The sequence below is a fragment of the Rhizobium sp. SYY.PMSO genome (assembly GCF_046840415.1).
GTDB lineage: Bacteria > Pseudomonadota > Alphaproteobacteria > Rhizobiales > Rhizobiaceae > Rhizobium.
This window is the reverse complement of the sequence record NZ_CP177351.1, coordinates 212,022-238,239: the sequence shown is the minus strand read 5'-3', so window position 1 is coordinate 238,239 and position 26,218 is coordinate 212,022. Positions and strand designations below refer to the sequence as shown.

Annotated in this window: 19 protein-coding genes; 7 read left to right on the top strand and 12 right to left on the bottom strand. The window is 61.2% G+C overall.

What is annotated here, in order from left to right:
• Positions 1 to 142: 142 nt before the first annotated feature.
• Positions 143 to 1,018, bottom strand: coding sequence for a helix-turn-helix transcriptional regulator (locus ACJJVH_RS27865; RefSeq protein WP_113383373.1), 876 nt, complete (start codon positions 1,016 to 1,018; stop codon positions 143 to 145).
• Between the two features lie 112 nt (positions 1,019 to 1,130).
• Here ACJJVH_RS27865 and ACJJVH_RS27860 point away from each other — a divergent pair, with 112 nt between their 5' ends.
• Together ACJJVH_RS27860 and ACJJVH_RS27855 are read left to right on the top strand one after the other, a co-directional pair.
• Positions 1,131 to 2,585 carry an MFS transporter gene (locus tag ACJJVH_RS27860; protein ID WP_113405335.1) on the top strand — a complete coding sequence of 485 codons (1,455 nt, stop codon included), beginning with the start codon at positions 1,131 to 1,133 and terminating at the stop codon, positions 2,583 to 2,585.
• Between the two features lie 276 nt (positions 2,586 to 2,861).
• Positions 2,862 to 4,958, top strand: a complete 2,097-nt coding sequence (locus ACJJVH_RS27855) for a carboxy terminal-processing peptidase (protein ID WP_113358583.1) — start codon at positions 2,862 to 2,864, stop codon at positions 4,956 to 4,958.
• Positions 4,959 to 5,194: 236 nt separating this feature from the next.
• Here ACJJVH_RS27855 and ACJJVH_RS27850 read toward each other — a convergent pair whose 3' ends face one another.
• The 5 genes from ACJJVH_RS27850 to ACJJVH_RS27830 all read right to left on the bottom strand — a co-directional run bounded on the left by ACJJVH_RS27850 (position 5,195) and on the right by ACJJVH_RS27830 (position 11,474).
• Positions 5,195 to 5,959, bottom strand: a complete 765-nt coding sequence (locus ACJJVH_RS27850; RefSeq protein WP_412066716.1) for an amino acid ABC transporter ATP-binding protein — start codon at positions 5,957 to 5,959, stop codon at positions 5,195 to 5,197.
• Positions 5,956 to 6,615: an amino acid ABC transporter permease gene (locus ACJJVH_RS27845; RefSeq protein WP_412066715.1), complete on the bottom strand. Its 660-nt coding sequence runs from the start codon at positions 6,613 to 6,615 to the stop codon at positions 5,956 to 5,958. The genes ACJJVH_RS27850 and ACJJVH_RS27845 overlap by 4 nt, the downstream gene beginning before the upstream one ends.
• A gap of 10 nt (positions 6,616 to 6,625) precedes the next feature.
• Positions 6,626 to 7,273: an amino acid ABC transporter permease gene (locus ACJJVH_RS27840; RefSeq protein ID WP_112795098.1), complete on the bottom strand. Its 648-nt coding sequence runs from the start codon at positions 7,271 to 7,273 to the stop codon at positions 6,626 to 6,628.
• A gap of 60 nt (positions 7,274 to 7,333) precedes the next feature.
• The gene (locus ACJJVH_RS27835; protein WP_113358587.1) at positions 7,334 to 8,122 is read right to left on the bottom strand and encodes an ABC transporter substrate-binding protein; all 789 of its coding nucleotides are present in this window, start codon (positions 8,120 to 8,122) and stop codon (positions 7,334 to 7,336) included.
• A gap of 304 nt (positions 8,123 to 8,426) precedes the next feature.
• A complete protein-coding gene (locus ACJJVH_RS27830) occupies positions 8,427 to 11,474 on the bottom strand; it encodes an aminotransferase class III-fold pyridoxal phosphate-dependent enzyme (protein ID WP_412066714.1) in 3,048 nt (1,015 codons plus the stop codon).
• 160 nt (positions 11,475 to 11,634) lie between these two features.
• Between ACJJVH_RS27830 and ACJJVH_RS27825 the strand changes: the two genes are divergently transcribed.
• The 4 genes from ACJJVH_RS27825 (at position 11,635) to ACJJVH_RS27810 (ending at position 16,539) form a co-directional block, all read left to right on the top strand.
• The gene (locus tag ACJJVH_RS27825) at positions 11,635 to 12,075 is read left to right on the top strand and encodes an Lrp/AsnC family transcriptional regulator (protein ID WP_112795095.1); all 441 of its coding nucleotides are present in this window, start codon (positions 11,635 to 11,637) and stop codon (positions 12,073 to 12,075) included.
• A 297-nt stretch (positions 12,076 to 12,372) separates the two neighbouring features.
• Positions 12,373 to 13,371 (top strand): LacI family DNA-binding transcriptional regulator, encoded by a 999-nt coding sequence (locus ACJJVH_RS27820; RefSeq protein ID WP_112795094.1) that lies wholly within the window; start codon positions 12,373 to 12,375, stop codon positions 13,369 to 13,371.
• Positions 13,361 to 15,139, top strand: coding sequence for an adenine deaminase (locus ACJJVH_RS27815; RefSeq protein ID WP_412066713.1), 1,779 nt, complete (start codon positions 13,361 to 13,363; stop codon positions 15,137 to 15,139). Before ACJJVH_RS27820 ends, ACJJVH_RS27815 begins: the two co-directional genes overlap by 11 nt.
• Before the next feature lie 59 nt (positions 15,140 to 15,198).
• Positions 15,199 to 16,539 (top strand): NCS2 family permease, encoded by a 1,341-nt coding sequence (locus tag ACJJVH_RS27810; RefSeq protein WP_412066936.1) that lies wholly within the window; start codon positions 15,199 to 15,201, stop codon positions 16,537 to 16,539.
• Between the two features lie 128 nt (positions 16,540 to 16,667).
• Here the strand turns inward: ACJJVH_RS27810 and ACJJVH_RS27805 are convergent, their stop codons facing one another.
• From ACJJVH_RS27805 to ACJJVH_RS27795, 3 genes are all read right to left on the bottom strand, one after another.
• Complete coding sequence (locus ACJJVH_RS27805; protein ID WP_412066712.1) at positions 16,668 to 17,870, bottom strand: NAD-dependent formate dehydrogenase; 1,203 nt, start codon at positions 17,868 to 17,870, stop codon at positions 16,668 to 16,670.
• A gap of 217 nt (positions 17,871 to 18,087) precedes the next feature.
• Positions 18,088 to 19,035 carry a LysR family transcriptional regulator gene (locus ACJJVH_RS27800; protein ID WP_412066711.1) on the bottom strand — a complete coding sequence of 316 codons (948 nt, stop codon included), beginning with the start codon at positions 19,033 to 19,035 and terminating at the stop codon, positions 18,088 to 18,090.
• 212 nt (positions 19,036 to 19,247) lie between these two features.
• Positions 19,248 to 20,489, bottom strand: a complete 1,242-nt coding sequence (locus ACJJVH_RS27795; RefSeq protein ID WP_412066710.1) for a DUF2325 domain-containing protein — start codon at positions 20,487 to 20,489, stop codon at positions 19,248 to 19,250.
• A 341-nt stretch (positions 20,490 to 20,830) separates the two neighbouring features.
• Between ACJJVH_RS27795 and ACJJVH_RS27790 the strand changes: the two genes are divergently transcribed.
• Entirely contained in the window at positions 20,831 to 22,039 is a 1,209-nt protein-coding gene (locus ACJJVH_RS27790) for a DUF3422 domain-containing protein (RefSeq protein WP_113405324.1), read from the top strand.
• A gap of 266 nt (positions 22,040 to 22,305) precedes the next feature.
• Here ACJJVH_RS27790 and ACJJVH_RS27785 read toward each other — a convergent pair whose 3' ends face one another.
• The 3 genes from ACJJVH_RS27785 to ACJJVH_RS27775 form a co-directional block, all read right to left on the bottom strand.
• Positions 22,306 to 23,295 (bottom strand): NAD-dependent epimerase/dehydratase family protein, encoded by a 990-nt coding sequence (locus ACJJVH_RS27785; RefSeq protein WP_112795089.1) that lies wholly within the window; start codon positions 23,293 to 23,295, stop codon positions 22,306 to 22,308.
• A gap of 111 nt (positions 23,296 to 23,406) precedes the next feature.
• Complete coding sequence (locus ACJJVH_RS27780) at positions 23,407 to 24,618, bottom strand: glycosyltransferase family 4 protein (RefSeq protein ID WP_113358604.1); 1,212 nt, start codon at positions 24,616 to 24,618, stop codon at positions 23,407 to 23,409.
• A 390-nt stretch (positions 24,619 to 25,008) separates the two neighbouring features.
• Positions 25,009 to 26,205: a glycoside hydrolase family 172 protein gene (locus tag ACJJVH_RS27775; RefSeq protein WP_412066709.1), complete on the bottom strand. Its 1,197-nt coding sequence runs from the start codon at positions 26,203 to 26,205 to the stop codon at positions 25,009 to 25,011.
• Between the last annotated feature and the right edge of the window lie 13 nt (positions 26,206 to 26,218).

Here is a 26,218-nt window from a genome sequence, read left to right as displayed (position 1 = left end):
GCCGCCGGTTGCGACATGCCGCATCCGATCTCCAGCCGCCTTCAGCGCTTCATCGAGCGAAGAGGCCGGCACGGCAACGGGTTAGCGGAGACCGGCAATTCTTTGGGACATTGATCGCCCATAAAGCCCGGCGCCCCGTCTTTCAACAGTTGCGCTTGCGCTTCATCATGGTCTTCAGTCTTTCGGCACCCGCTTCGTCGATCGGCGTGTAGACGATCATCCGGTCGTCATTGCTCGGGCTTGCCCACCAATTGTTGGATTGCAGCGCGAGGATCGTGCCGTCAGCCAGACGAAACCGCTTTACGGCATTTTCGATGCCTTTGAGCTGGTAGCGGTCCCATACGATGCGGAATTGATCCGAAGCGCTCATATAGCGCTCCAACTGCCGCTCCCAGGCCGGATCGTCGAGATGCTCCGCCATGGAGGCGCGAAACAAAGCGGCCATATTGGCCAGCATTTCGTCGGGGTCGGCCTGGCTCGCGCGCCAGGCGGGATTGACGAGGGACAGGTAGATGCAGTTCCGATCCTCGAGCGGAACTGCATGGAGATCGACGCCGACGAGGCGGCGATAGGATTCGTTGAAGCCGCGTATGTTGTAGCGCTTCGTCTGGATAAGGGCGGGATAAGGACAGAGCTGGTCGAGAATGTGCTGGCTTGCCGTGGTGAGCGGCTCGCAGACCCGCGGACTTTCGAGCCGCGGCGGGGCCGGCAGGCCGGCCAGCTTGAACAGGTGCTCCGTCTCCACCTCGTTGAATTCGAGAGCTTGCGCGACCGAGAGAAGCACACGCGGCGAGACGCGGATGGACCGGCCCTGTTCGAGCTTCGTGTACCAGGTGATGCCGATATCGGCGCGCGCCGCCACTTCTTCCCGACGCAATCCCGGTGTACGAACGCGACCGGCGCGGCCAAGGCCGAGCCGCGCGGGATCGAGCGCTTCCCGCCGCCGGCGCAGCATCTCACCGAGCTCCTGCGCCCGCGACAGCAGGTGGTTGGTGACGATATCGAGCGTGCCGTGCATGTCCCTTCTCCAGCCTATCACTTTTTATACCAGTCTAAACAGGTATCTTGTACCAGTCTATCATAGGTGTAGAAGGGCATGAAACCTGTTTCGGAAATGCTCTGAGGTCCTTATGTCCCCCGCACCAATCCGGCTTGGCCAAGCCGGCCTGATGATCCTGCTTGCCGGGCAATTGCTGCTGCAGCTCGATTTTTCCATCATCAATGTCGGCCTTGCCGCCATCTCTGTTTCGCTGCACGCCGGCGAGACCGAGCTCGAACTTTTCGTCGCCGCCTATGGTGTCGCCTTTGCCGTCTGCCTGGCGATGGGCGCGCGTCTCGGAGACAATTTCGGCCGCCGGCGCATGTTTGGCCTGGCCGTCCTGATGTTCTGCCTTGCCTCGCTGCTTTGCGGCGTGGCGACATCCGTGGCCTTCCTCATCGTCGCCCGCGCGTTGCAGGGAATTGCGGCCGCGCTGATGGTGCCGCAGGTGCTGGCGACGATCCACGTCAGCCTGACGGGGCGCGACCATGCCCGTGCCGTAGCGCTTTACGGCGCGATCGGCGGCATTGCCTTCATTGTCGGCCAGGTGCTTGGCGGCTTCCTGATCTCGGCCGATATCGCCGGCTCCGGCTGGCGCAGCATCTTCCTCATCAATCTGCCGATCTGCATGCTGATCCTTGTGAGCATGTGGCGCTACGTTCCGGAAACGCGCGGCCATCGCAAAGTCCCGGTGGACTGGACCGGCATGGTGACGCTGGCGCTGCTGACGCTCTCCGTGCTGCTGCCGACGGCGCTCGGTCCATCCCTGCATTGGAACTGGCTATGCCTTCTCGGCTTCGTGCCGATCCTGCCGCTGATGGCGCTCCTTTGGCGCATCGAGCGGATAAAGGAGATGCGCGGCGCCTTCCCGATCCTGCCGCCGTCCCTGACCCGAATTTCGAGCATGCGTTTCGGCGGACTGATCGCGATCCTGTTTTTCACCTGCTGGAGCGGCTTCATGTTCATCCTGGCCCTGACGCTGCAGGCGGGCGCCGGGCTGACACCGCTGCAATCGGGCAATGCCCTGATCGCGCTCGGCGGCTCCTATTTCATCTCCGCCGTCTTCGTCACCCGCCGGCTTGCCGGCATTCGCCGCGAGGCCATGCTGGCGACGGGTTGCCTGATCCAGATGACAGGACTCGTGCTGCTCATCGTGACGCTGGAGATGGTCTGGCCGCAGCCGGGCGTCATCAACCTCATTCCCTCAACCATCCTGATCGGCTTCGGCCAGGCGCTGATCGTCAATTGCTTTTACCGTCTCGGGCTTGCCGACGTCCCGCATGAACATGCCGGCGCCGGCAGCGCCATGCTGGCGACCATGCAGCAGGTTTCGCTTGGCCTCGGGCCGGCGATTCTGGGCGCCGTGTTCGCGCAGGTCCTGCAATATTCGGAATTCTACCTCGCGGCCGGGGTTACGGCCATCGCCGTCGAACTCGGGCTGATGGCGATCCTTCTGACGGCCACGCTCCTGCGACTGGCCCGCCAGCGCGCCCTTCCGGAAGACAGCGTCGAAATCGACGAGACGCTGATCGTCGCCCCCGATTGACCGATGCGCCAGGTGCCCCTCATCATCCGGCAGGATCAGGATTTGCCGGGCGGCAAAATCGCCCGGCAGCGCTGCCTGAAGTCGCCGTATCGGGGCAATTTTCAGCTGCGATTTCCGGTCCCGGCGCATCGACGACGCCGCTTTACAGCGGGCCGACCCTTCCCTTCCCGGAAATCTTTCCTCAAGGAATGCATCTGTCTGGTTGCCAAAAAACCATAATTGTTCCACCTAGATTATAGATTGAACAGTCAACATTGAGAATCGGGTCAGAGCTTGATGCGTATGAAATATGGTTTCCTCTGGATATTCCTGGCAATTGCTCCATCGGCATATGCTCTGGAATCCGGTTCACCACCTGTTTTGACACCGCTGCCGCAACAGGCGCAAGCCGCTCATTTGACATCGCAATTCCTTGAGCGCTTTCACTACAAGCCCGTTCCCCTGGACGACGCCTTGTCGGTGAAGATCATGAACCGGTTCATCAAATCGCTGGATCCGGACCGCGTCATCTTCCTGCAGTCCGATATCGACAAGTTCATGGCCAGCAGCACCAAGATCGACGACGCCATCGATCAGGAAGACCTGAATATCCCGTTTTCCATTTTCAACCTTTATGAACAGCGCGTCGTCGACCGCATGAGCTACGCGCGCAGCCTGCTCAAGCAGAAATTCGATTTCAGCGTGCAGGAAGACTATACCCTGTCGCGCGACAAGGAGCCCTGGCCCCGCTCGGAGGCCGAAAGCAACGACCTGTGGCGCAAGCGCGTCAAGAGCGACTGGCTGCGCCTGAAGCTGGCGGGCAAGGATGACGCCTCCATTCGCGACACGCTCGACAAACGCTACGAGAACTCGCTCGAACGCGCCTACAAGTACAAGAACGACGATGTGTTCCAGACGTTCATGGACGCCTATACGACGTCGGTCGATCCACATTCCGATTATTTCGGCGCGACCGCCTCGGCTGAATTCGATATTTCGATGAAGCTTTCGCTGGTCGGCATCGGCGCGGTCCTGCAGGAAAGGGACGACTACACGACCATTCGCGAGCTCGTGGCCGGCGGCCCGGCGCAATTGTCCGGCAAACTGGCCGTCGGCGACCGCATCATCGGCGTCGGTCAGGGCGAGAACGGCCCGGTCAAGGAAGTCGTGGGCACGCGCCTCGATGAAATCGTGCAGATGATCCGCGGGGCGAAAGGCTCCGTCGTGCGCCTAGACATCCTGCCGGCTGACGCGGGGCCGGACGGCAAGCATCGCCTCATCAGCCTGGTGCGCGACAAGATCAGCCTCGACAAGCAGGCCGCCAGGAAGACGGTGCTTTCGGTGAAGGATGGGGATGCCACCCGCAAGATCGGAGTGATCACCCTTCCGGCATTTTATGAAGACTTCGAAGCCCGCCGCAAGGGCGACAAGGATTACCGCAGCGCCAGCCGCGACGTCGCCAAGCTTCTCGGCGAACTGAAGCAGGACAAGGTCGATGGGGTGCTGATCGACCTGCGCAACAACGGCGGCGGCTCGCTGTCCGAAGCGATCGACTTGACGGGCCTGTTCGTCGGCAAGGGCCCGGTGGTGCAGCAGCGCGATGCAGGCGGCGCCGTGGAGGTGGAGAGCGACGATCTTCCCACGCCGGCCTGGACCGGCCCCGTCGGCGTGCTGATCAATCGCGGCTCGGCGTCGGCTTCCGAGATTTTCGCAGCGGCGATACAGGATTACGGCCGGGGCGTGATCATCGGCGAACCCAGCTTCGGCAAGGGCACGGTGCAGACCGTCGTCAACCTTGACCAGGTCGCCCACAATCTCAAGCCGAAATTCGGCGAGCTGAAGTTGACGGTCGCCCAGTTTTTCCGGATCGACGGCGGTACGACGCAGTTGCGCGGCGTGACGCCCGACATCAGCCTGCCGGGTCTTTCGGATCTGACGACCTTCGGTGAATCGAGTTACGACAACGCCTTGCCGTGGACGCAGGTGAAGCCCGCCAAATATCAGCCCGAGGGAGATATAAAGGCGCTTCTGCCGCAGCTGCAGAGCCGTCACGATGCCCGGGTGAAGAAGGATCCGGATTTCCAGCGCTTTGTCGACGACGTTGCCGTCTTGAAAGCGCAGCGCGAGAAAAAGGTCATTTCGCTCAACGAAGCCGAACGCCGCAAGGAACTGGCTGCCCAGGCAGATCGGCTGAAGTCCAGCGGCCAGATCAATGACGGCGTCGACACCGGCGAAGACGACGGCCTCCAGGCCAACGAGCGTAGCCTGAGTGCCGATATCGCCATCGAGAAAGCCCGCAAGAACGCGAAGGACGTGCTGCTGAACGAGGCTGCGGCCATTCTGGCCGATGAAGCGGACCTGCAGGCAGGCGCGCCCAAGACCGTAGCGCAGTAACCCTCAAGGGCTTCGCCCGCCGTGCCGGCAATATCGAGGGCGCCGCCATCAACAGCGGCACGCTCGCCTTCATCGGGATGGAGATGAAGGCATCCGGTCATCCCGGCGCATCAGCGCCGGGTGTGGCTACGAGACGGTCGGGCTCACAACGGTCAATCCGCGGCATTGACGTCTCCGCCAAGCGTGCGGTGCGGCCCTTTCGCTCCCCGCGATGCGGGTCACGCCCGACCGGGCGGTCAGCTATGAAGATACTTCTTCAGAAAGGAACGCGTTCTATCCTGAGACGGATTTTGCAGGACCTGTTGCGGCGTGCCTTCCTCCACGACCACTCCTTTGTCCATGAAGACGATGCGGTCCGCGACTTCGCTTGCAAAGCGCATTTCATGGGTGACGATCAGCATCGTCATATGCTCGGCGGCAAGCTGCTTCATGACCGCATTGACCTCATCGACCAATTCGGGATCGAGTGCCGATGTCGCCTCGTCGAAAAGCATCACCTTCGGCTGCATGGCCAATGCCCGCGCTATGGCGACGCGCTGCTTCTGGCCGCCGGAGAGCCTGGACGGATAGTCATCGATCTTGTTGGCAAGCCCGACTTTGGACAAGAACCCCATTGCCAGTTCGCGGGCTGCCGGCTTGCTGAGGCCCTTGAGCTTGATAGGGCCGAGCGTGATATTCTCGAGGACGGTGAGGTGCGGAAACAGATTGAAATGCTGAAAGACCATGCCCATCTGCTGGCGCACGGCGTTGATATGCCTTTCGAAAGCATTTCCTTTCAGCGCGCGGTTGACCTGCTCGCCTTCGAGCCAGACTTCGCCGCCATTCAACACTTCGAGATGGTTGATCGATCGCAGAAGCGTGCTCTTGCCCGACCCGCTCGGGCCAATGATCGCGATGATCTGTCCACGGGAAACGGACAGGTCGATCCCCTTGAGGACTTCGAGCGCCCCGTAGGCCTTGCGGGCGCCCTTGACTTCAACCATAGGCGTTGCAGCGCTCATCGCGACATCTCCACTTTGTTTTCAAGAAATTGCAGGCCGGCTTCGAGAACGAGGTTGGCCGCGTAGTAAATGCCTGCCACGGTCAGATAGAATTCGAAAGGGGTATAGGTCTCGCTGATGGCAAGCTGCGCACTGTAAACGAGCTCTGCTATCCCAATAATCGAAACGAGCGAGGTGTCCTTGAGAAGAACGATCAGATTGTTGCCGACCGGCGCGATCGTCTTGCGGAGCGCCTGCGGCACGACAACATAACGCTGGGCCTGGCCGCGGCTGAGGCCGATAGACCGCGCGCCTTCGATCTGACCGGGGTCGACCGAAAGGATTCCGGCGCGGAAGACATCGGCATTGTAGACGGCAAAGTGCAGGCTCAGGCCGATGATGCCGGCACCAAGAGCAGGGATGTCGATCCCGATCTGCACGAGGCCGTAATAGATCAGATACAATTGCAGAAGGAGTGGCGTTCCCATGAGCAGCCAAGTGAGAAACCGCACGGGAAGGGCAAGCGCTGCCGGCGCATGAAGAACGACAAGCGCGAAGACTATGCCGAACGCGAGGCTCAGGATGCTTGAACTGACGAACATGACAATCGTCCACCAGAGACCGGTCATGAGAAGGCCGGTGTAGGGCATGACGACGCTGAAATCGAGATTTTGCATGGAGGCATCCTCACCTTGGCGCGAAATGGCGATCAAGACGATCGACGATGAATCGAACCGCGTAGACCATCACGATATAGAGCACGGCGGAGACGGCGAAGATTTCGAACGGCCGGTAAGTCGAGCTGATAAACCGTTGAGCTGTGTAGGTGAGCTCCACGACGGATATCGTCGACACCAGAGCCGACCCTTTGATCAGCGCGACCGCATTCACCCCAAGCGGCCGTATCATCAGGCGCGCGGCCTGCGGCAAGACCACCAGCCAGAGGGTCCGACCGCGGCCGAAGCCGATGGAGCGCGCGGCTTCGGCCTGGCCTCGGTCCACATTTGCGATGGCGCCGCGAATGGATTCGGCCATGTAGGCGCCGATGTTGAGCGCAAGACCGATTACCCCAGCCGAATACGGCTCGAGCTCAAGCCCGATTTGCGGGCCACCGAAGTAAAGGACAAACAACTGAACGAGACAGGGCGTACCCCGGAATACGCTGACATAGGCCCGGGAAAGACATCGGGCGACAATGAAGTCCGACAGCCGGCCAGCCACCAGCACCGCCGCAATGACGAACCCGAGCAAAATCGCGAGGACGGAAATACTCAATGTCACCCACGCGGCCTCCAGGAAAAACGGGAGGACGCGCTGCATTAGCGCCAAATCCATAGAAACGCTCCGAAAAGTCATGGTGAATGGGCCGGAAAATCCGGCCCATAGGGAGCCGGGTCAGCGAATGTCGCGACCGATCCATTTCATCGAGATCTTTTCGTACGAGCCGTCGGCGAACATGTCTTCGAGGATCTTCTGCATCTTTGCCTTGAGCTCCGGGTTATTTTTCCGGATCGCAATACCAAGCGCGACGCGCCCGCCCTCGATGTTCGGAGTGTCGAGAATGCGGACCTTTTGTCCGGTCTCCTTGACCGCCACCATGACCGGAATGCTGTCCATCACAAGAGCGTCGATACGGCCGGCATCGAGATCGACGAGCATTTCGGGCAGACCCTTATAGGACCGTACGGTCAGATTCCCCTGTGCTCTTGCCCATTTCTCATGGGCATCTCCGAGAGTGACGCCCACGGTCTTGCCATTGAGGTCTTCGAGCTTCTGGATAGGAGAATCCCCTTTCACCACGATGGCTCTGCCGGCATGGTAATAAGGGCCGACGAAATCGACCGCCTTCTCCCGCTCCGGCGTGATCGTCATCGAGGCGACGACAGCATCGTATTTCTTCGCCAGCAGGCCGGCGATGATTCCGTCAAAGGGCGTCGTCACGATCTTGGCTTTCAGACCCATGCGCTCGGCGATGGCCTCACCGATCGAGGCATCGAATCCGACGACTTCATTCTGCTCATTCGCAAAGCTGAAGGGCGGATACTGCCCGCTCATGGCCACGCGCAGCTCGCCGGATTCTTGCAATGCCTTCAGTTCATCGGCATGCGCATGCGAAAGGGAAAATGTCGCCGTAATAGCCATCGCTGCTGCGGCTATCAGGTTGGTAAGCTTATGATTCAACACGTCCGGTTTCCTCTGTTGGCATTTTGTTTCGTTTTGTCGGTTTGCCAGCAACCTTCACCGCCGGAGTTTTGCATAGCCGTTTTGTCCAAGCACCAAGCAAGGTGTCAGCGCGCCTGACACATTGCCGGAATCGACCGGCATTATGTCGCCGACGCATCCCCGATCCCGGCAAGCAAGGCAAGGCGTGCCGGGACAACGGTCGCAACGGCGGCCGATCAGATCCCATAAAGCAGAAGGCCACATTCCCGACCGTTTCCGGAACGGGAATGTGGCCTTCAAAGGCGGCATGCCAGTGCTTTGCGAACTACCTCAGGGTAGCCTCGAAGCTCGCGCTCAGGACATCGAGCAGATGGTCCGCGTTTGCCCGGCTGAAGATCATGGGCGGCCGCATTTTCAGGACATTGTCGTGCGGCCCCTCCGTCCCCATCAGGACGCCGCGCGTCCGGGCGCCATCGCTGATTTTCCGCGCCAGATCCGTCGCCGGCGCCTTCGTCTTGCGGTCCGTGACAAGCTCGATTCCCAAAAACAGGCCAAGACCGCGAACGTCGCCGATCATATCGAACCGTTCCTGCATCTTTCTAAAGCCGTTCAGGAGATAATTGCCGACGTCCAGGGCATTGTCCCGCAGCTTGTCGCGCTCGATCGCATTGAGGACTGCCAGCCCTACGGCGCAGGAAACCGGATTGCCGGCAAAGGTGTTGAAATACTCCATGCCGTTGTTGAAGCTCTCCGCCACCTCGCGCGTCGCGACCACCGCCGACATGGGATGACCGTTGCCGATGGGCTTGCCCATGGAAACGATGTCCGGAACCACGCCCTGGGTTTCGAAGGCCCACCAATGGCTTCCCACGCGACCGAATCCAACCTGCACCTCGTCGGCAAGGCACAGGCCGCCTTCGGCGCGCACCATGGCGTAGACATCCTTCAGATATCCCTCCGGAAGGAAGACCTGCCCGGCAACGCTGGGGATCGATTCCGCCAGAAAGAACGCGGGGGCACGCCCCTTGCTGCGCATGGCGGCAATCTGTTCGGCGACGCTTTCGGCAAAGCGCCTGCCGTGCTCCTCCGCGGGCCAGTCTTCAGGGGCATGGTATCCGTCCGGGATAACGGCCTCATAGACATGATCGGGACGTCCTTTGCCGCCCTTGCGCTTGTATTTGTAGGGGCTGAGATCGATCAGTTCCTGCGTCGTACCGTGATAGGCCCAGTCAAGGACGATCGCTTCGTCGCGTCCGGTATGGTTGCGTGCCATCCGGAGCATCAGGCTGTTCGCCTCGCTTCCAGAACATGCAAAGGAAGCCACCGCCAGGCCTTCCGGCAAGGTTGCCGTCAGACGCTCGGCATACTCCACGATGGCGTCATGCAGGTAGCGCGTATTGGTATTGAGTAGCCCCGCCTGTCGCGAAAGGGCCTCGACGACGTCGGGATGCACATGCCCGAGATGGCAAACATTGTTGAAGCAATCCAGATAGGCTCTGCCATGATTGTCGATCAGCCACACGCCGTCGCCGCGGACGAACTTGATCGGCTCAGAATAGGAGATCGAAAGGTTGGGCAGCAGCAGCTCCCTGCGTTTGGCCACCAGCTCCTCTCTCGTACGGCCATGCTGCGCAAAGGTCTCCGGCGGAAGACCGGCGAGCACCGACGCATCCGGGAAAATCTCCGCCCACACGTCGAGATAGGCGGATTCGCCGACGCCGATGATTTCAGTCGCCGTCAGATGAACGTCGGTCGAAATCTGGAAGTGCAAATGCGGTGTCCAGCCGCCGTTTTCGTGGATATCGCCCATATGGCCGACGAGCGCACCGGCTTCCAGGCGATCGCCGGGCTTCAGCCGGGCAAGCGCCTCATGCGCCATGTGACCCCAAAGAGTGACGAAGGGCGGGCAGCCCTCGGGAGCATGCTCAAGCGCGATGAGCCCACCATAGCCGAGCGGCTCGTGTTCGATCTCGACGCTTTTGACGGTCGCGGCCACAGGCGCGTAAAGCGGCGTTCCAGCCGGCATGAAGAGATCGACGCCGAGATGGTGAATGCGCCGCTGGCCTTCGATGAAGCGCGATTCGAAGGCTTTGTCCGTATAAACCGTCCTTTTCTCCCCCCACGGTCCAACGCCGAGTTCGACTTTGTGTTGATCGGAAAAATCCGTCCACCATCTGGTCGCCTCCTGGGGCCGCTGATCGGCGGAAGCAACGGTCATGACATGCGACGCGTCGCCGTAAGGAACGATCGCCTTGCTCATCGTGGCGGGCGCCGGACGCACGATAGCGGCAAACGTCTTGCTGCTGTCGGCAATCCAGCGGCGCACCGCGCCTGCTCCATCGACCGCATCGAGGCCGCAAGCCTTCCGCAGAATGGCGGTCGCGAGCCGGGGATTCATCGCATCCATCTTTTCGAGCAGGCGCCATGCCGGCGCCTCGCTGATCGCAAGATAGGGATTGTCCCCGGTCTGGTCGTGGCGGGAGGCGGAGAAGGTGACGCTGGTTACGAGGCGCATGGCGATGAGATCGAAAAGAACGTCGAGCTCCTCGGCCTGCAGCGGATATTTTTCATGGAAGCCGGAAGCGAGCGCCGCCGCTGCGCCGATCGGGTCGTCCATGTCCAGGATGGAATAGGCGCAGGCGATGGCGACCTCCGCGATCAGGACGGTGTGGACGGCATCGCCGAAATCGATGAGGCCCGAAATTCTTTGATTATCCTGATCATCGACAAGGACATTCCAGTCGTTGGCGTCGTTATGGATGACCTGGGCGCGGAGCTGCGGAAGCTTAGGCTCGACAAGGGTTTCGAAGCGCTCAAGGAACCGCTCGAGGATGGCTCGCTTCTCCGGGTCGCGTACGAAGTGCAGGCGCGAACGCGCGCGTGCGGCGTGACGGAGATCCCAGTCGAGATCACGCAAGGCGCCGGGATGAATGAAACCCTGCAATGCGCGGTCGAGTTCGCCAAGGGAACGGCCAAGGCCGCGCATCAGCTCGCATGTCCTGCCGACCTGGGCAAGGGGCGTACCCTTCAGCCAGCCGACCAGGCGCAAGGCATGCGTCTCTCCGTTCGAACCGGTCACAGACGCCAGGAAGTCGCCCGCCAGACTGGATTTCAGATGCGGGACCGCCAGCTTGGCGTTGGCGTTCGCGAGGTGATGAAGCAGGGCGGTTTGAAACTCGCTTTCGATCCTCGGCTCGCTGGAATTGACAATCTTCAGGATCCAATCGGCGTCGCCCCCTGTCTTCAGCCGATAGTTGCGATCCCGTTCGCTGTCGAGCGGCGAGGCTTTGCCCGTGACACCAAATATGTCGCGGGCGAGCGTCTCGGCATCGCCTGCCGAAAACTGGGGAGCTGGGTGGGAGAGGTCGGTCATAGGTATTGTTTTTCCAAGCTATTTTTCTCCCGGACAGCTTGGCACGCAATCCGTTTTCAGGCATCAAGTATCCTGCCGGATCCCGCCAGTATCCTGTCGGAGCGAACCGTCAGTTTGTCGGAACGGACCGTCAAACCGTCGGCCATAAAGTGAGAAGATGATGCGTGACCTTGACGTCAAAGATCGCGAGATACTCGAAATCCTGTCGAAAGAGGCACGCATCGCGGTAAAGGCTCTGGCCGGCAGGATCGGATTATCGAGAAGCGCGACGAGCGAGCGTGTCACCAACCTCGAGCGCAGCGGCGTGATCCGGGGCTATCGTGCCGACATCGGCGAAATCGATGCCAACGTTATTCGTGCTATCCTCCTCGTCAGCCTCAAGCGCACACCGGCGCTGGGCCTGCTTGATCTCCTTGCGCGCCATACCGAGGTACGCCGCGTTTCGTCCGTGAGTGGCCAGCTCGACCTCGTCATCGAACTGGAAGCCGCATCCATCAACGACCTCAATCAGGTCCGCGACATGATCGCCAGCCACGAGACGGTGGAAGATATCACGACGGCGGTGGTGCTGCGACGAGATATCGACCGCGAATCGAGATAATCGAAAAGCCCGAATTCATCTTCCGGCATATCGCGCCATTCATGCCGCCCCTGGAGACGGCGCGGCCAGCGCGTAGTCCCGTTTCATGGCTAAACGCCTGCGGAAAATGTATTTTCCTCTTCCCGCCAAGCTTCCGAGAAGCTGACGGGACGACGGCTTCCATTTCATCACAGCATCGCAGGACCGTATGTATCCCTCCGAGGAATTCGGCGGGCTGAACGGAGCCGCAAAGATTCGCTTGCAAAATCGCGCCATATTGATTAATCGATTAATCAATATAGTTCGAGCGCCCGTCAAATGAACCAGGCACGCCCCTCCTCCATTCGCGAAATTGCAAACCGGCTGGGTGTCTCCACGGCAACCGTGTCCAATGCGCTGCGGGGCAAGGGGCGCGTTTCGCCCGCCCTTGCCAGCCAAATTCGCGTCGAGGCGGATTTGCTGGGCTATGTGCCGGATCACGCCGCGCGCGCTCTGCGCACCGGCAAGAGCAATACGGTCGGCCTGCTGGTCCCGAACATCGGACAGCCTTTGTTTCCCGCTTTTGCCCAGGCCATCGAGCGGGCTGCCAAGCAACGGGGCCTTGCCGTCCTGATCGGCGACAGTCAAGGCGACCCCGGGCAGCAGGATTTCGAAATCAGAAACATGATCGCCCGCGGCGTCGATGCTTTGATCGTCATACCGACGCGCGGCACGACCGTTGCGCCGGAGAACGTTTCCGTCCCGATAGCCGTCATCGACAGCGCTGCCACCGCCGGCAACATTGCGGCCAGCGATCACCGCGAGGGCGGGCGCATGATCGCGCGCCACCTGATCGAGCTCGGTCATGACAAGCTTCTCGTGCTCGCCGGCCCGGAGAATTCGCTGGTGGCGCACGAACGCGTCGGAGGGATGTGCGAAATCTTCCGCTCTGCCGGGATTGAACCGGCATTGAAATATAGCGATGCAAGTTTCGAAGCAGGATGCACCCTCGGCCGCGAACTCGACCTGCATCGCTTTACGGCTTGCGCGGCCGCCTATGACGCCCTCGCCATAGGCTTTGCCATTGCCGCGCGAGACAGGGGATGCAGCATTCCGGACGATCTGTCGCTCACCGGCTTCGACGATCTGATGTGGGCTCAAATCGTCTCTCCTCCTCTCACCACTGTCCGACAGGATCTCGAAGCGGTGGCCAACCACGCGCTCTCCTTCGTTGTCGGCGAATCCGATGCCAGCAGAATTTTCCCGACCGACCTTGTTGTGAGACGATCCACAGCGCGCCCGTCGGCTTTAGCCAAGGGAGGCAAAAATGCCGAATGAACCCCATGACCTCAATTCCTCCGAACTGCGCGATCGTGCCGTGCGGGCCGCGCGCGGGCTGGAGCCGTTCGATGTCCTCATCGTCGGCGGAACGCTTGTCGACGTGGCGACCTCCGAGATGAGGCCGGCCGATATCGGTCTTGTCGGCCCGTTGATAGCGAGCGTGCATGCCGCCGCGACCAGGACGGACGCCGGGCAGACCATCGATGCCTCGGGACGCTGCATCGCTCCCGGATTTATCGACACGCATATGCATGTCGAAAGCTCGATGGTGACGCCGAGGCGGTATGCGGAAACCGTCGTTCCCCAGGGAACGACCACGGTCTGCTGGGATCCGCATGAAATCGGCAACGTCGCCGGCCTGGGCGGCATTCGCTGGGCACTCGAGGAAACGCGGCAGCTGCCGCTGCGCTTCCTGACTTTGGCGCCGTCCTGCGTGCCTTCGGCACCAGAGCTTGAGCTCGCCGGCGCGGAATTCAGGGCCGGTGAAATGACGACCATGCTGAGCTGGCCGGAGATTACCGGCGTTGCCGAAGTGATGAATATGCGCGGTGTCCTCGAGCGAAGCGAGCCGATGCGCGGTATCGTCGAGGCCGGACTTGCCAGCGGCAAGCGTGTCTGCGGCCACGCGCGCGGCCTTGAAGGCGCGGAATTGCAGGCTTTTGCCTCCGCCGGCATCCAATCGGATCACGAGATCACCTCGGGCGAAGACCTGCTGGCGAAATTGCGGGCCGGCCTTACCATAGAGCTTCGCGGTTCCCATGACTATGTCCTGCCCGGCGTGATCGAGGCTTTGAAGAAACTGCCGCATCTGCCGCAAACGCTGACGGTCTGCACCGACGACGTCTTCCCCGACGACCTCGTGCGCGACGGGGCGATGTCCTCCGTTCTCAGGCGTCTAATCGGCTATGGAATGAACCCGATCGATGCCATCCGGGCCGCCACGCTCAACGCCGCCATGTGGCTGAATCGCTACGATCTGGGGCTGATCGCGCCCGGCCGCCGCGCCGATATCGTCATCCTGTCCGATCTGGAAAAGATCGTGGTCGACCGTGTCTATGCCTCGGGAGCCGAGGTTGCCAGAGACGGCAGGCTCATCGCAGGCGCCGATCGCCCGTCCACGGACGCTTATCGCGACACCGTGAAACTTGAAAAACTTTCCGCCGCCGACTTTGCCATCGCGCTGCCGGGCATGACCGAGGCGCGCGTCAATACCGTCGTCAGCCCCCGTTTCACCAAATGGGGGGAGGCCGTCGTCGGTACGGATGCGGGCAAGCTCGTTCTGCCCGACAACATGCTCTTGATGGCGGTCATCCACCGCCACGGAAGAAAAGACCCCTCGCCCGTCATCGGCATTCTGGAAGATTGGGGCCATTGGCGTGGCGCCCTGGCGACGACCATATCGCATGACAGCCATAACCTGACCGTCTTCGGTCGCGATCCGGAAGACATGGCCGCTGCCGCCAATGCGGTCATCGACGCGGGCGGCGGCATGGCGACCGCGGCCGCCGGCAAGGTTACGGCGGTGCTGCCGCTGCCCGTCTGCGGATTGCTGTCGGACGCCCCCGCGCAGGAGGTCGCCGACGATTTTGCCAGGCTCCGTGCGGCAGCCGATTCGATCGCCGACTGGATGCCGCCAATCCGTACCTTCAAGGCAGTCGTCGGAGCCAGCCTCGCATGCAACCCCGGCCCGCACGTCACCGACCTTGGGCTGACGGATGGGACGACCCGGGAAATCAGACCGCTTCTGGCTGCAAGCCAAAACTGATGTCACTCGCCGCGCGGCAGCGTTTGCCGATTTAGGAGATACGTGCAATGGCCACAAATATGAATGTCGGGCAGCCGGACGGCGCATCCGAAGCGCGGTGGAAGAGCTATTTTCGCATGCGCGAGCGCAACACCAATACGAAGACGGAGATCATTGCCGGCATCACGTCCTTCCTGGCTTCGGCATACCTACTCGTCGTGATCCCATCCCTGCTTTCGGCTGGAGGCATCGACCGCGCCGCCGCGACGACTGCGACCATTCTGGTCATCATCGGTGCGACGCTCTTCATGGCGCTCTATGCCAATATGCCCTTCGTGGTCGGCCCCGGCATCGGCGGATCGGTTCTGGTAGGGCCGACGATGGCCGCCGTGGAGCACATTCCCTGGCAGACCGGCCTTGCCATTTCGTTCTGGTCGAGCGTCGTCTTCGTTCTGCTGACCGTGCTGGGCGTGCGGCAGGTCATCGCGCGCATGGTTCCAGCCCAGATCAAGCTTGGTCTGGGCGCGGCCATCGGATTGTTCATAGCGCTGCTTGGCTTCAAGAATGCGGGCCTGGTCGACGTCAATGCCCGCAGCCACGCGCTCATGCTCGGCTCGCTCAACTCGTCGCAGGCAATCGTTGCCATTTTCGGCATCTTCCTGGCGGTGTTCCTGCGCGGCCGCAAAGTGCCCGGACCGATCTTGTGGGCCATTCTCGGCAGCACGCTGCTCGGCATTCCGCTTGGAATCACGAAAGTACCGGATACGCTTTTCGGAGTACCGCACGGCATTGCGGAAACCGGGCTTCAGCTCGATTTCCTCGGTGCCCTGAAGATACAGTATTTCCCCTATCTTTTTGCCTTCTTCGCTTCGGAATTCTTCTCGACGCTCGGCACGACGCTTGCCGTCGGCGCGAAGGCCGGCCTGGTCGATGAAGAGGGCAACATGAAGGATCTGGGAAAGCCGTTCCTCGTCGACTCGATCGCGGCCACGATCAGCCCTCTGCTCGGCATTCCGTCCGCAACGGCCCTTGTCGAGTCCGCCACCGGCGCCGAAGCCGGAGGCCGCACCGGTTTCGCCTCGCTTGCGACCGCGGCCCTGTTTGCCCTCACGCTGCTCTTCACGCCGATCGCGCTGATGATCCCGGCCGCAGCGACCGCACCGGCCCTGATCCTCGTCGGCATGTCGATGTTCAGCGCTTTGAAACGGGTCGATCTGGAGAATTTCTCCGACGGTCTTTCCGCCTTGATGATGGTCCTGCTGACATTGGTCTCGAACAGCTTCGGCACCGGCATCGCCGGAGGACTGCTGTTCTACGTCATCGTCAAGGTGTTGTCGGGAGAAGCAAAGCAGGTGTCCATCGGCATGTACCTTCTTGCCATTCCGCTCGCCTACTATTTCTGGACAGTGGCCACTCATTGAGTGGCCACGAAATCCATTCGCTCTCGCTCAGGAATGGGACGCGCACGGATCGCGGGCAGCGTCCGTTCCCATCCTTTTGTCTTCAGGCAATTCCGGGAAAACCGCGTCGCACTTTTCGCGGAATTGCTTCAGCTACGCTTGAATTTCTCGGCCTCTTCAGACCCGCCGGTCGCATTTCCCTTTGAGTAGGAGTGAGCGCCGACGCCGGCGAGATTGCCGCCCTGAACGATGAGATATTCATCGCGAATGGGACGGTTCTCGAAGAAGCATTCGAGGATTTCACGCGTGCCGGCCGCGTAGCGCGTCTGCGCCGACAGCGACGTGCCCGAAATGTGCGGCGTCATGGCGTTATGCGGCATCTTCCGCCACGGGTGATCTTTCGGTGCAGGCTGCGGGAACCAGACATCGCCGCCATAGCCGGCCAATTGCCCGCTCTCCAGCGCCCGGGCGACGGCATCGCGGTCACACAGTTTGCCGCGTGCGGTGTTGACCAGATAGGCGCCGCGCTTGAAGAGCTTCAGCGTCTGGTCATTGATCATATGCTCCGTCTCCGGATGGAGCGGCACGTTCAGCGTCACCACATCGCAAGCGGGATACATGTCCTCACGCGTCTCATGCCACGTCAGGTCCAGCTCCGTCTCCACCTCTTTCGGCAGGCGGTGACGGTCGGTATAGTGCAGATGCATGCCGAAAGGCTTGAGACGGCGCAGCACCGCGACGCCGATGCGCCCGGCGGCCACCGTGCCGACATGCATTCCTTCGACATCGTAGGAACGTTCGACGCAATCGGCGATGTTCCATCCGCCGTCGACGGCCCATTGATGCGACGGGGTGTAGTTGCGTACCAGATTGAGGATCGTCATGACCACATGTTCTGCGACACTGATCGAGTTGCAGTAGGTGACTTCCGCCACGGTGACGCCGCGTTCCATGGCGGCCTGAAGATCCACATGGTCCGAGCCGATACCCGCCGTCAGCGCCAGCTTCAGCTTCTTCGCCTTGGCGATGCGTTCGGCCGTGAGGTAGGCGGGCCAGAACGGCTGGGAGATGACGACATCGGCATCGACCAGTTCCCGTTCGAACGCCGAATCCGGCCCATCCTTGTCCGAGGTGACAACGAAACTGTGACCGTTCGATTCCAGATAGTTACGCAGTCCGAGCTCGCCGGACACGCTGCCCAGCAAGCTGCCGGGAACGAAGTCGATCGCCTTCGGCGTCGGCAGCGTCTGCCCATCGGGATAGCGCTCGACAACCGGCAGGGAATCCCGGGCATAGGATGCCGGATAGCCGTTGATCGGATCGTCATAAAGAACGCAAACTACCTTAGCCATGTTCATCTCCTTGGATTTGGGCAACAGGAGACACCGCCGGCAGCGTGAAGTTATCCGCCGTTCGCAGAAATCGTTTCTGGAGGAGTTGGCCGGCACCCGGTTGCCCGAGGCAGGTCAGTCGCCGGTGTTTCCCGAAGCCGCGTTCCGTTTCCACGGAACATCGTTTCAACGAGGTGAATGCTCTCACGGCATCCGAAAGCAGGCAAATGAAAGCTTTCTACCGCGCGATAGACAACGTCGATTGCACCGAGCCTGCCGGCATCCGGTCCTGGAACTCGCGGTCGAAATCAGCTCCGTGCAGGCAGCGGATCAATGCCTTCGTCATCGGCGATTGCGGCATCCGATCGGAAATGACCAGACCGACGGCGTGCGTTTGATGCGGATCCGTCAAGTCGATGGCGACCAAGTCGGACCTGTCTCCGAAGACGTAGAAAAAGGTATGGGGCACGATGCTGCACCACAGGCCGTTGCGGATATGGGCGCAGACGGCGAGAAAGGAGTTGCTTACCACCGGCGGCTTCATCGTAAGGCCGGCCGATGCGGCGATGTCATTGAGGATGCGCCTGTTCTGCATGTCCTCGCTCAGGAGGCAGAGCGTTTCCGACACGGCCTGCGCCCAGGTGATGGAGCGGCGGTCCGCGAAGGGATGATCGGAGCGGCAGATGAAGACATAGCGCTCATGATAAAGCGGGATGCGCCTGACATTTTCCAGCGGCTCGTTGTCGAGATAGGTCAGGCCGCCGTCTATCTCGAAAGTGTCGAGCCCATGCTGGATGGCACGCGAGGTCATGGACCTGATCTCGATCGTCGCGTCGGGATGATCCTCGCTGAAGCGCTCCGACAGAAACGACACCGCGGGCATGGCGGCGGGAACGACGCCAAGGCGCAAAGTACCGGCCAGTCCCTTCTGCGATCCGCTGAGATCCTTCTGCAGGCTGTCGTAATCGAACAGGATCTGACGCCCCCATTCGAGGACGCGCTCGCCATCCGGCGTCAGGCCCATGTAACGGTTCCCCCGCACGATCAGCGTCGTCTTCAGGTCGTCCTCAAGCTTGCGGATGGCGGCCGATAGCGTCGGCTGGGTAACATTGCAGAGATCCGCTGCCCTCGCGAAATGCTTCTCTTCCGCAAGAGTGACGAAAAAGGAAAGATGTCTGATCAGCATAAGCAATCCTCGTCGGGTTAGCGTTATATTTCATGGAATATAGCGATGACCCGATCAAGCTCTTTCGTTGGCGGCTGGTCTTGCCCGCTCCCAAGGATGATCCAGGCGCGCGGCCAGCCGATTGAGGCAATGGCGAAATCACCGCCAAACGACCGGCACAGGAAAGCCGGCCGGCGCGCGAACCGGCGAAAATACCAGGACATACAGCGCTACTATCCGGCGGCCGCAATCTCTGCGACGACGGCCATGAAGCTTGCGAGGCTGGCTGACCGCAATGGCAGATAGCGTTTGCCACTCTCGCGGCACAGGCGCTTGACGATGCCAGCGGCCGAATGGCTGATGCAATCGACCGGAAAGACGATGGACGCCGCCTGGCCGACCAGAGCCGGCAGAAGGGACAGATTGTCCTCCATCCCGCCATCATGGAACAGCACGTCAAAGCCGCGGCTCCGTCCGATCGCGCGGATGCGCTCCGACAGATTGCGCCGCCCACCCACATAAAGAATGGAACCACCCGCCGCCGTCATCGTGTCGGCGGCAGCCGGCCCATCCTCCGGCTCGAGCAGATTTGCCACGACATCGAGCTCGCGCTTCAGCGCCTGATTTTCCTCCGCGAACTGCGAGGACCGTCTTTCGGCCTCAAAAAGCTTCGCCTCCATCGCAGCCAGGCGGATACCAAGCTCCTCCGCCCGCTGCTGGGCACTGTCCAGCCTTCCAAGCAGACCCATATCCTTTCCCGCATCGCCGGAAGCCGGTCGTGACTCGACCGCAAGCGCCCGCGCACGGGCCAGGCTCGCCTCCAATTGCTCGACGCGCTGTAGCAGCCCGTTTCGCTCCTCCGACACGTTACGAATGCGATCTTCCTGCTTCGCGAGCTTTTCGTCCTTCGCCTCCAGGTCGATCTGAAGCTTGCGCAACCGGGCAAGATCGAGCCGGCTCGAACTGCCGACGATATGCGAAAGCATATGCACCTCGCCGAATATGGCCTGGACGAGGGTACGATCGCTCATGGGATGGCTCATCGCCGCCCAATAGGCGCCTGAAATATCCCCCTCGTCGACCGCCGCATTCCAGTGCTGCCTTATCTCCTCGGCGGTTCCAAGCGCGGCGAAACGCTTAACGATCCGTTCGTGGCGCTTGTCGAGAGCCTTGTTCAGCAGTTTTCCGGCGATGTCGCGCTGACCTGCCGCCCTGACGCCCCGGCTGTGCAGCGCGTGATCCGAAGCCGTCTTCACGTCGATGTCGCCAACCTTGGCCAGCACCTGCCGCAGCTCGCCCGTCGTCAGGCACGTCCCGACGATCGAACAATGAAACATCGGCGAGAGATCCCAGGTCTTCAACCGCTGCTGCTTGGCCCCCGAATCCAAATTCAGGGCCTTTTCCAACCTTTGCGGCGGATTGAGATCGGGGATCGTCAACCCGGGGGCGCGCTTGTAATTCAGAAGAAGAGACATGGTCGACAGCAGCGTTATATTCGAATGAATATTACGGTACTGTTTGTCCGGCGATCGCGCAAGTCATACGGCGACAGCCGGAGACCCTTGTGCGCGCGGCCGGGGCAGTCTTCGGCCCCGTCGAAACCGATGCGGCCCCTCCCTTGCCCTGTCGGAACCCCGCATTGCGCGGTTATTACCAGACGAAGCGGCCGTCGCTGCCATCGCTCGACTGGAAGACGCCCTATGCGTCATTTCTGCGTCCACGGGCGACATCGGGTCGCAGCGCGCGAAATTCTTGGCAAACCGATCGTGCGGTTGGTAAAGCAAGCTGATGCTGAAAATCGTGGGGGGCGAGGCAGGTGTCTACGGATTTCAATGCAGAACTACATGCCCGGCCGTCAATCTATTTCAACGGTCCCGCATTCGTCGAGCACGTCGCTCTTCTTCCGAAGGAGTTCGTGGGGCTGCACAAAACCCAGGCCGTGGTCGCCGCAGCCGAAGGGCAAGGCGAGAAGATCCGCAGCCAGGTCGAATATCACACCGAGTTCGTCACCATCACCACTGTCCGGGAACTCGACGAAGACGTCACCGACTGGCCCGACGGCGGGCTGTCGCTTTCGGAAGCACAGGAACTGGCCGGGGCGCCGGGCGCCAGCCTTGTCTGCAGGACGTCCATTCTGATAGCGGGCGCTGCTCCTTCCGATCTCGGCCCGGCGCTGAGCGCTTTTGGCTTTGGCGACACCGCTGCATCTTCGATCGGCGGCGGAGCGGCCCAGATCTGCTCCGATTTCCGCGTGCGCCCCGACGAGACGAGCCGCATCGTCCTGTTCAACAAGGAGCTGAATGCATATCGACTGGGAAGAATGGTGCGGCGGATCTACGAAATCGAGACCTACCGGTCCATGGCGCTCCTGGGACTACCCGAAGCGCGCCGGCTCGCACCCCGGCTCGATGCCTTCGATTCAAAGCTCGTCGAACTGACGGATCGAAACCTGGCCACATCGTCGTCCGAGCACAAGGCGCTGCTCGACGAGATCACGGGGCTGTCGTCTCAAATCATTTCGGCGGCGGCGGCAACTCGAAATCGCTTTGGCGCAACAGCCGCCTATGCGCAGATTGTCGAAGAACGCATCGCCGAATTGCGCGAGGCACATGTCGACGGTTTCCAGCGCTTCGGAGTATTTGTCGCGCGGAGATTCAAGCCCGCAATACGCACATGCGCCGCGACAGCCGTGCGGTTGGATCGCTTATCCCATGCGACGATGCATCTGATTGATCTTCTTCAAACCCGCATTCAGGTCGAAATCGAATATCAGAATCTGGTTCAGATCCAGGCCATGGCCGATCGCGCAGCGACGCAGGTGAAGATACAAAGGGCAGTGGAGGGGTTTTCGATCATCGCGATCAGCTATTACCTGCTCAGCCTGTTGAAGACAGGGTTTGAAGCGTTGGATCACGCCGGCTATCACCTCAGTCCTGTGATCATGCTGGTGTCGATCCCGATCGTCATCTGCGCCGTCATCATCGCCGTGTGGCGCGTGAAGCATGCTCTCGAATCGGAATCGTAAAGCGGGCGCGGTGATTAAAAAGAAAAAAGGGCCAGCGGAAAACCGCGGCCCATAAGGTGTGAAGGTCAAAAACCTCCAGAGGGGAACAGCTGCTGCGGCGGAACTGGGAGGAAAGCCGCCATGTGCATCAGCTGTGTGCTTTATGCCGCTTTTTTCGCCGCATTGCACCTAAATTTTGTGCAATGCAGCTATGCAGCCACTGCTACGCTCGCCTGCAAAGGCGCGCTTGTTTCGCCGCAAGCTGCGGGAGTGTCGATCGCTCATGTTCAGATCGCCAGGGCATAGGCCGCAGGCAGGCCCCGCAGATGCTCCAGCGTTCGCGCGATCCCCGCCTCCAGGCTGACCTGCGGCGTCAGCCCGTAGGAACGTTGCATGGCCGTATCGCCGCAGCGGTAGAAAACACCTTCCGGATGGCTCGACCGGCCGACGACGGCCGGCTGCCAACCGATCTGCCGGCTGATGGTCTCCGCCAGTTCGATGAAAGAGGTGGCCGTGCCGGTCGAAAGATTGAGGCTGGCGCCGTCCGGAAGCAATTCCTTGGTCCGCCAGATGAACTCGATGCAATCGGAAATGTGGATGAAATCACGGCGCTGACGGCCCGACCCCCAAACGAAGACCTCCGCCGCGCCCTTTTCCGCAAGCAGGCGGCGACAGATCGCCGGAAAGGGATAGGCGGCATCCTGATCCTCGCCGTAGCCGCTGAATGGCCGGTAGGCGATTGCCCTTCGGCCATAACGTTCGACATAGAGCTTCATCAGATATTCGCCGGTCAGCTTCGCCCAGCCATAGCTGAGATCAGGCACGCCGACGGCGGCATCGAAGTTGATCATCTCCTCCGACAGCAGCCGATGATTTTCAAGGGTTTGCAGCGATACGGGATAGGCCGCGCTGGAACTGAAGAAGATCACCGCGCCCGGCCTTGCGCGTGTCGCCCACTGCCATAGCGCCGCATCGACCGCAAGGTCCTCGGCGACATCGAGCGATTGCGTCTCCAGCGTCACGCGGCCGCCGACCAGTGCTGCCAGATGAAAGACATAGTCGAATTGCTCCGGCGGACGCGCAAAAAAGGCGCGGCAATCCTCCTGAAGGAAGGCGAAACGGGAACGCGGCAGACGCTGCCACAGATCGGGGTGAAGCGCGCCCGTTCCGGCCACAAGCGCATCGACGCAAACGACATCGAGCCCTTCGGCCAGAAGTCGCCGGACAAGATGTCGGCCGACGAAACCACAGCCGCCCGTCACCAAAGCACGTCCCATGGTCCACCCTCCCCCGCCAGAGCGGTTCCGCGTTTCGCGGACCCGCTCTATTTTCTCTGTTTGCACGCGATGCCCGACGGAAAGCTGCTGCGCACAGTTCCTGGAGTTGCTCTAATGCGCGAAAAAGCCGCTCCGCCCCATATAGATATCCACCATGCGGCGCTCCCATTCCGCTCTGCTCGGCGCGATGCGTTTGCCGAGGGCAAATGCGCCTACGCTCAGCCTTCGCATCAGATGGTCGTCATCGGTCTCGGCCAGTCTCCCCGCCAGCGAATCCGCATCGCCGCTCTCGAAAACCAGGCCGGCGCCGCTCCTCTCGACTTCCTTTGCGATCAGTGCGTTGCTGCTGACGATGACCGGAATTCCGGACATCAGCGCTTCGGCCGCAACCAGCCCGTAAGGCTCCGGCATGCGGGACGGCATGACGAAAACGCGCGCTTCGCCGGCAAGCCTTGCGACCTCCTCATCGCTCAGCCAGCCGGGCACGAAACAATGCGGCAGCGCGCGCTGCATCTCCGCAAGCAATGGGCCGCGTCCGATGAGCGTGGCCGCCCTGCCCGTCTTGTTGAGTGCGTCCGCCAGCGTGCGCACGCCCTTCTCCCAGCACATGCGTCCGAGAAAAACCGTGCGGCGGTTGCGCCATGCCGCCACCGGTCCTCGCGTCAACGGTTCGGTCGGCGTGCGCAGCGTCGTGAAGTTTCGCAGGGGACCGGCGCGGAGATGCGCTTCCATGTTTTCATGCGCCAGCACGATGCCGACGCGGCTCCAGAACTCCTCGCCGACACCCCGCTGCGTCAGGGCACGGCGGAAACGCCAGAGCTTGTGAAAATAATTGCGCTTGTCGCAATTGGTCGCCAGGCATGCGGCGGACAGCGGCTTGATATGACAGATATCGCCGCTGTGGAAATTGATGAGCCCGCCGTTCGGGCAGTTCAGAAAGAAATCATGCGCCGTGACGATGACCTTGGCCTCATGCTTGGCAAGCGCGTAGAAGATCGACGGCGACAGGATCTGCGACCAGCCGTGGACATGCACGACGGTTTCCTCCTGCGACTCGCGAAGCAATCCCTCCATGGCCTCGTAAGCGCGCCTGTTGTAGTTTTTCGCAAAGACGTCGGTGACGGTCGGACCTTCCCGAAGAGGCCGCTCGCCGAGCGCGACAGTCCGGATGCCGGCAAACCGCGGCTTCAGGCCCTCGCCATCATCGCCGACCAGTATGGCGCATGTCAGGCCCGCATCCCTGCTGGCGTCGAGACATTGCAACGCCACCTTGGTTGCACCACCGCGAACGGTCGAGACATCATTGACAAGGATGAGACGCATGAGACCGACAACTCGCCCGCTTGTGTTACCCGGGCCGAACGAAAGAAACCACTCTCCTGCGTCTCGCGCCCAATATATAAAGCGCCCTATTCCGGTGGCTTTTCAATTCATCCATTCGCACGAGGGTATCCCGCTTTCAGATTGAATCCACAGGATCTCATCCATGCGGAGGATAGAAACGCCGCCAGACCGCAGGGGCTATTCCACTCGCCCCGATCGGGCGGATCGCGCGCAATCACGCAGAGACGGCCCCGCGCTGCAAGCGATGGCCTGTCTCTCGCACACGTCCCGGCGCCGCAACGCCATGAGGGGACGGCGCTTTGGCATCGTTCAAACCGACTTATGTCGGGACGAGCTTTCCGAATAGGTCAATGTGACCTCGCCTGCCGCTCATCCCCTCGCCTTCTTGACGGCGATCTCCATTTCCTTGAACGGACGCCGAAAGGTCGGCACGCGCTCGGCAACTTCGGGAAATGCGCCGAACGGCTTGTGCGGCTCGGCCTGATACCAGAAGGCCACCGAGGAAATATCGTCCGACCGGCGGTTGGCATGGCCGTGCTCGATCGTGACGCGGATATGCTTCTGGAAAATGGCCGGGTCCTCGATATGCCAGCGGTAGAGCGTCACCGGCTCGGTCCAGTTCGGTCCGCCGCCGGCAATGATGCCGTGATAGGGAGCGCTATATTCCTGAGTCGGGCACCATGCCGTGTTGAAATAATCCTCCGTGCCGGTGCCATGCAGCGTCGGCGGCCAGGCATCGTTGGCGCCCGGCGCGGATTCGGGGCGTGGCTCGATCAGCGCCGCCTTCGGTCCGATGCGCGGATCGGGCTTGCGCACCGTATCGGGCACCGAAAGCCCCGGCTCGCCATCGATGAAGATCATGTCGTCGCCCTCGCCGTACCAGTCCCACACATCGGAGCGGCGCCGGGAATAGACGCTATAGAGCACGCCGACATAATGACCCCGGCCCTCGGCTTCCAGAATCGTATAGTTCTCCCCGCCGTCGACATTCTCGCCGCCGAAAAGATATTCCTCGTTGGTGAGGCCCGCATCGCTCAGCCCTTGCGGCCGCGACTGGCGGTACTGCGCATGGAAGCGCCCCATGCCCTCTTCGAGCTTTTCGTGCAGTTCGAGATCGACATAATAATAGAACAGGAGATCCTGTTCGGCCTCGTTGGTGATCGTCAGCTTCATATGCGAGCCGAAGGGCATCGGAAAATAGCAGTTGAATGCCTTGCCGTCCTCCGGGCTTGCCTGCATGGGCAGGCTGGCGTAGTTCGCCGTGCGGCCATGGCCCATGCCGAAGAAATCGCCGATCGGCGCCTCTATGCTCGGCTCGGTCTCGCCATCCCAATAGCCGCGAAGCACGATCTTGCGCAGGAAATTCTCGCTCTCGCAGGCAAGCGTCGCCCAGATATGGGTGACGATGCCGGCGCCCGAATGTTCGGCGATGATCTCGGTCTTGCCCGGCTCGATATGGAAGCGGTCGTCATTGCCGCCGGTGCGGTCGTAGCTCGAAAAGCGGTGCGTTTTTGCCTCGCGCAGTTTTGCCAGCCCACGCAGGGGGGAAAGGCCGAGATTGCTCATGAAGGTCTCCTGT

Coding starts and splice junctions, on each gene's coding strand:
- ACJJVH_RS27865 (WP_113383373.1), bottom strand. CDS start 1,018: ATGCACGGCACGCTCGATATCGTCACCAACCACCTGCTGTCGCGGGCG.
- ACJJVH_RS27860 (WP_113405335.1), top strand. CDS start 1,131: ATGTCCCCCGCACCAATCCGGCTTGGCCAAGCCGGCCTGATGATCCTG.
- ACJJVH_RS27785 (WP_112795089.1), bottom strand. CDS start 23,295: ATGGGACGTGCTTTGGTGACGGGCGGCTGTGGTTTCGTCGGCCGACAT.
- ACJJVH_RS27775 (WP_412066709.1), bottom strand. CDS start 26,205: ATGAGCAATCTCGGCCTTTCCCCCCTGCGTGGGCTGGCAAAACTGCGC.
- ACJJVH_RS27815 (WP_412066713.1), top strand. CDS start 13,361: ATGCCGAATGAACCCCATGACCTCAATTCCTCCGAACTGCGCGATCGT.
- ACJJVH_RS27840 (WP_112795098.1), bottom strand. CDS start 7,273: ATGGATTTGGCGCTAATGCAGCGCGTCCTCCCGTTTTTCCTGGAGGCC.
- ACJJVH_RS27810 (WP_412066936.1), top strand. CDS start 15,199: ATGAATGTCGGGCAGCCGGACGGCGCATCCGAAGCGCGGTGGAAGAGC.
- ACJJVH_RS27845 (WP_412066715.1), bottom strand. CDS start 6,615: ATGCAAAATCTCGATTTCAGCGTCGTCATGCCCTACACCGGCCTTCTC.
- ACJJVH_RS27825 (WP_112795095.1), top strand. CDS start 11,635: ATGCGTGACCTTGACGTCAAAGATCGCGAGATACTCGAAATCCTGTCG.
- ACJJVH_RS27855 (WP_113358583.1), top strand. CDS start 2,862: ATGCGTATGAAATATGGTTTCCTCTGGATATTCCTGGCAATTGCTCCA.
- ACJJVH_RS27820 (WP_112795094.1), top strand. CDS start 12,373: ATGAACCAGGCACGCCCCTCCTCCATTCGCGAAATTGCAAACCGGCTG.
- ACJJVH_RS27830 (WP_412066714.1), bottom strand. CDS start 11,474: ATGACCGACCTCTCCCACCCAGCTCCCCAGTTTTCGGCAGGCGATGCC.
- ACJJVH_RS27850 (WP_412066716.1), bottom strand. CDS start 5,959: ATGAGCGCTGCAACGCCTATGGTTGAAGTCAAGGGCGCCCGCAAGGCC.
- ACJJVH_RS27800 (WP_412066711.1), bottom strand. CDS start 19,035: ATGCTGATCAGACATCTTTCCTTTTTCGTCACTCTTGCGGAAGAGAAG.
- ACJJVH_RS27805 (WP_412066712.1), bottom strand. CDS start 17,870: ATGGCTAAGGTAGTTTGCGTTCTTTATGACGATCCGATCAACGGCTAT.
- ACJJVH_RS27780 (WP_113358604.1), bottom strand. CDS start 24,618: ATGCGTCTCATCCTTGTCAATGATGTCTCGACCGTTCGCGGTGGTGCA.
- ACJJVH_RS27795 (WP_412066710.1), bottom strand. CDS start 20,489: ATGTCTCTTCTTCTGAATTACAAGCGCGCCCCCGGGTTGACGATCCCC.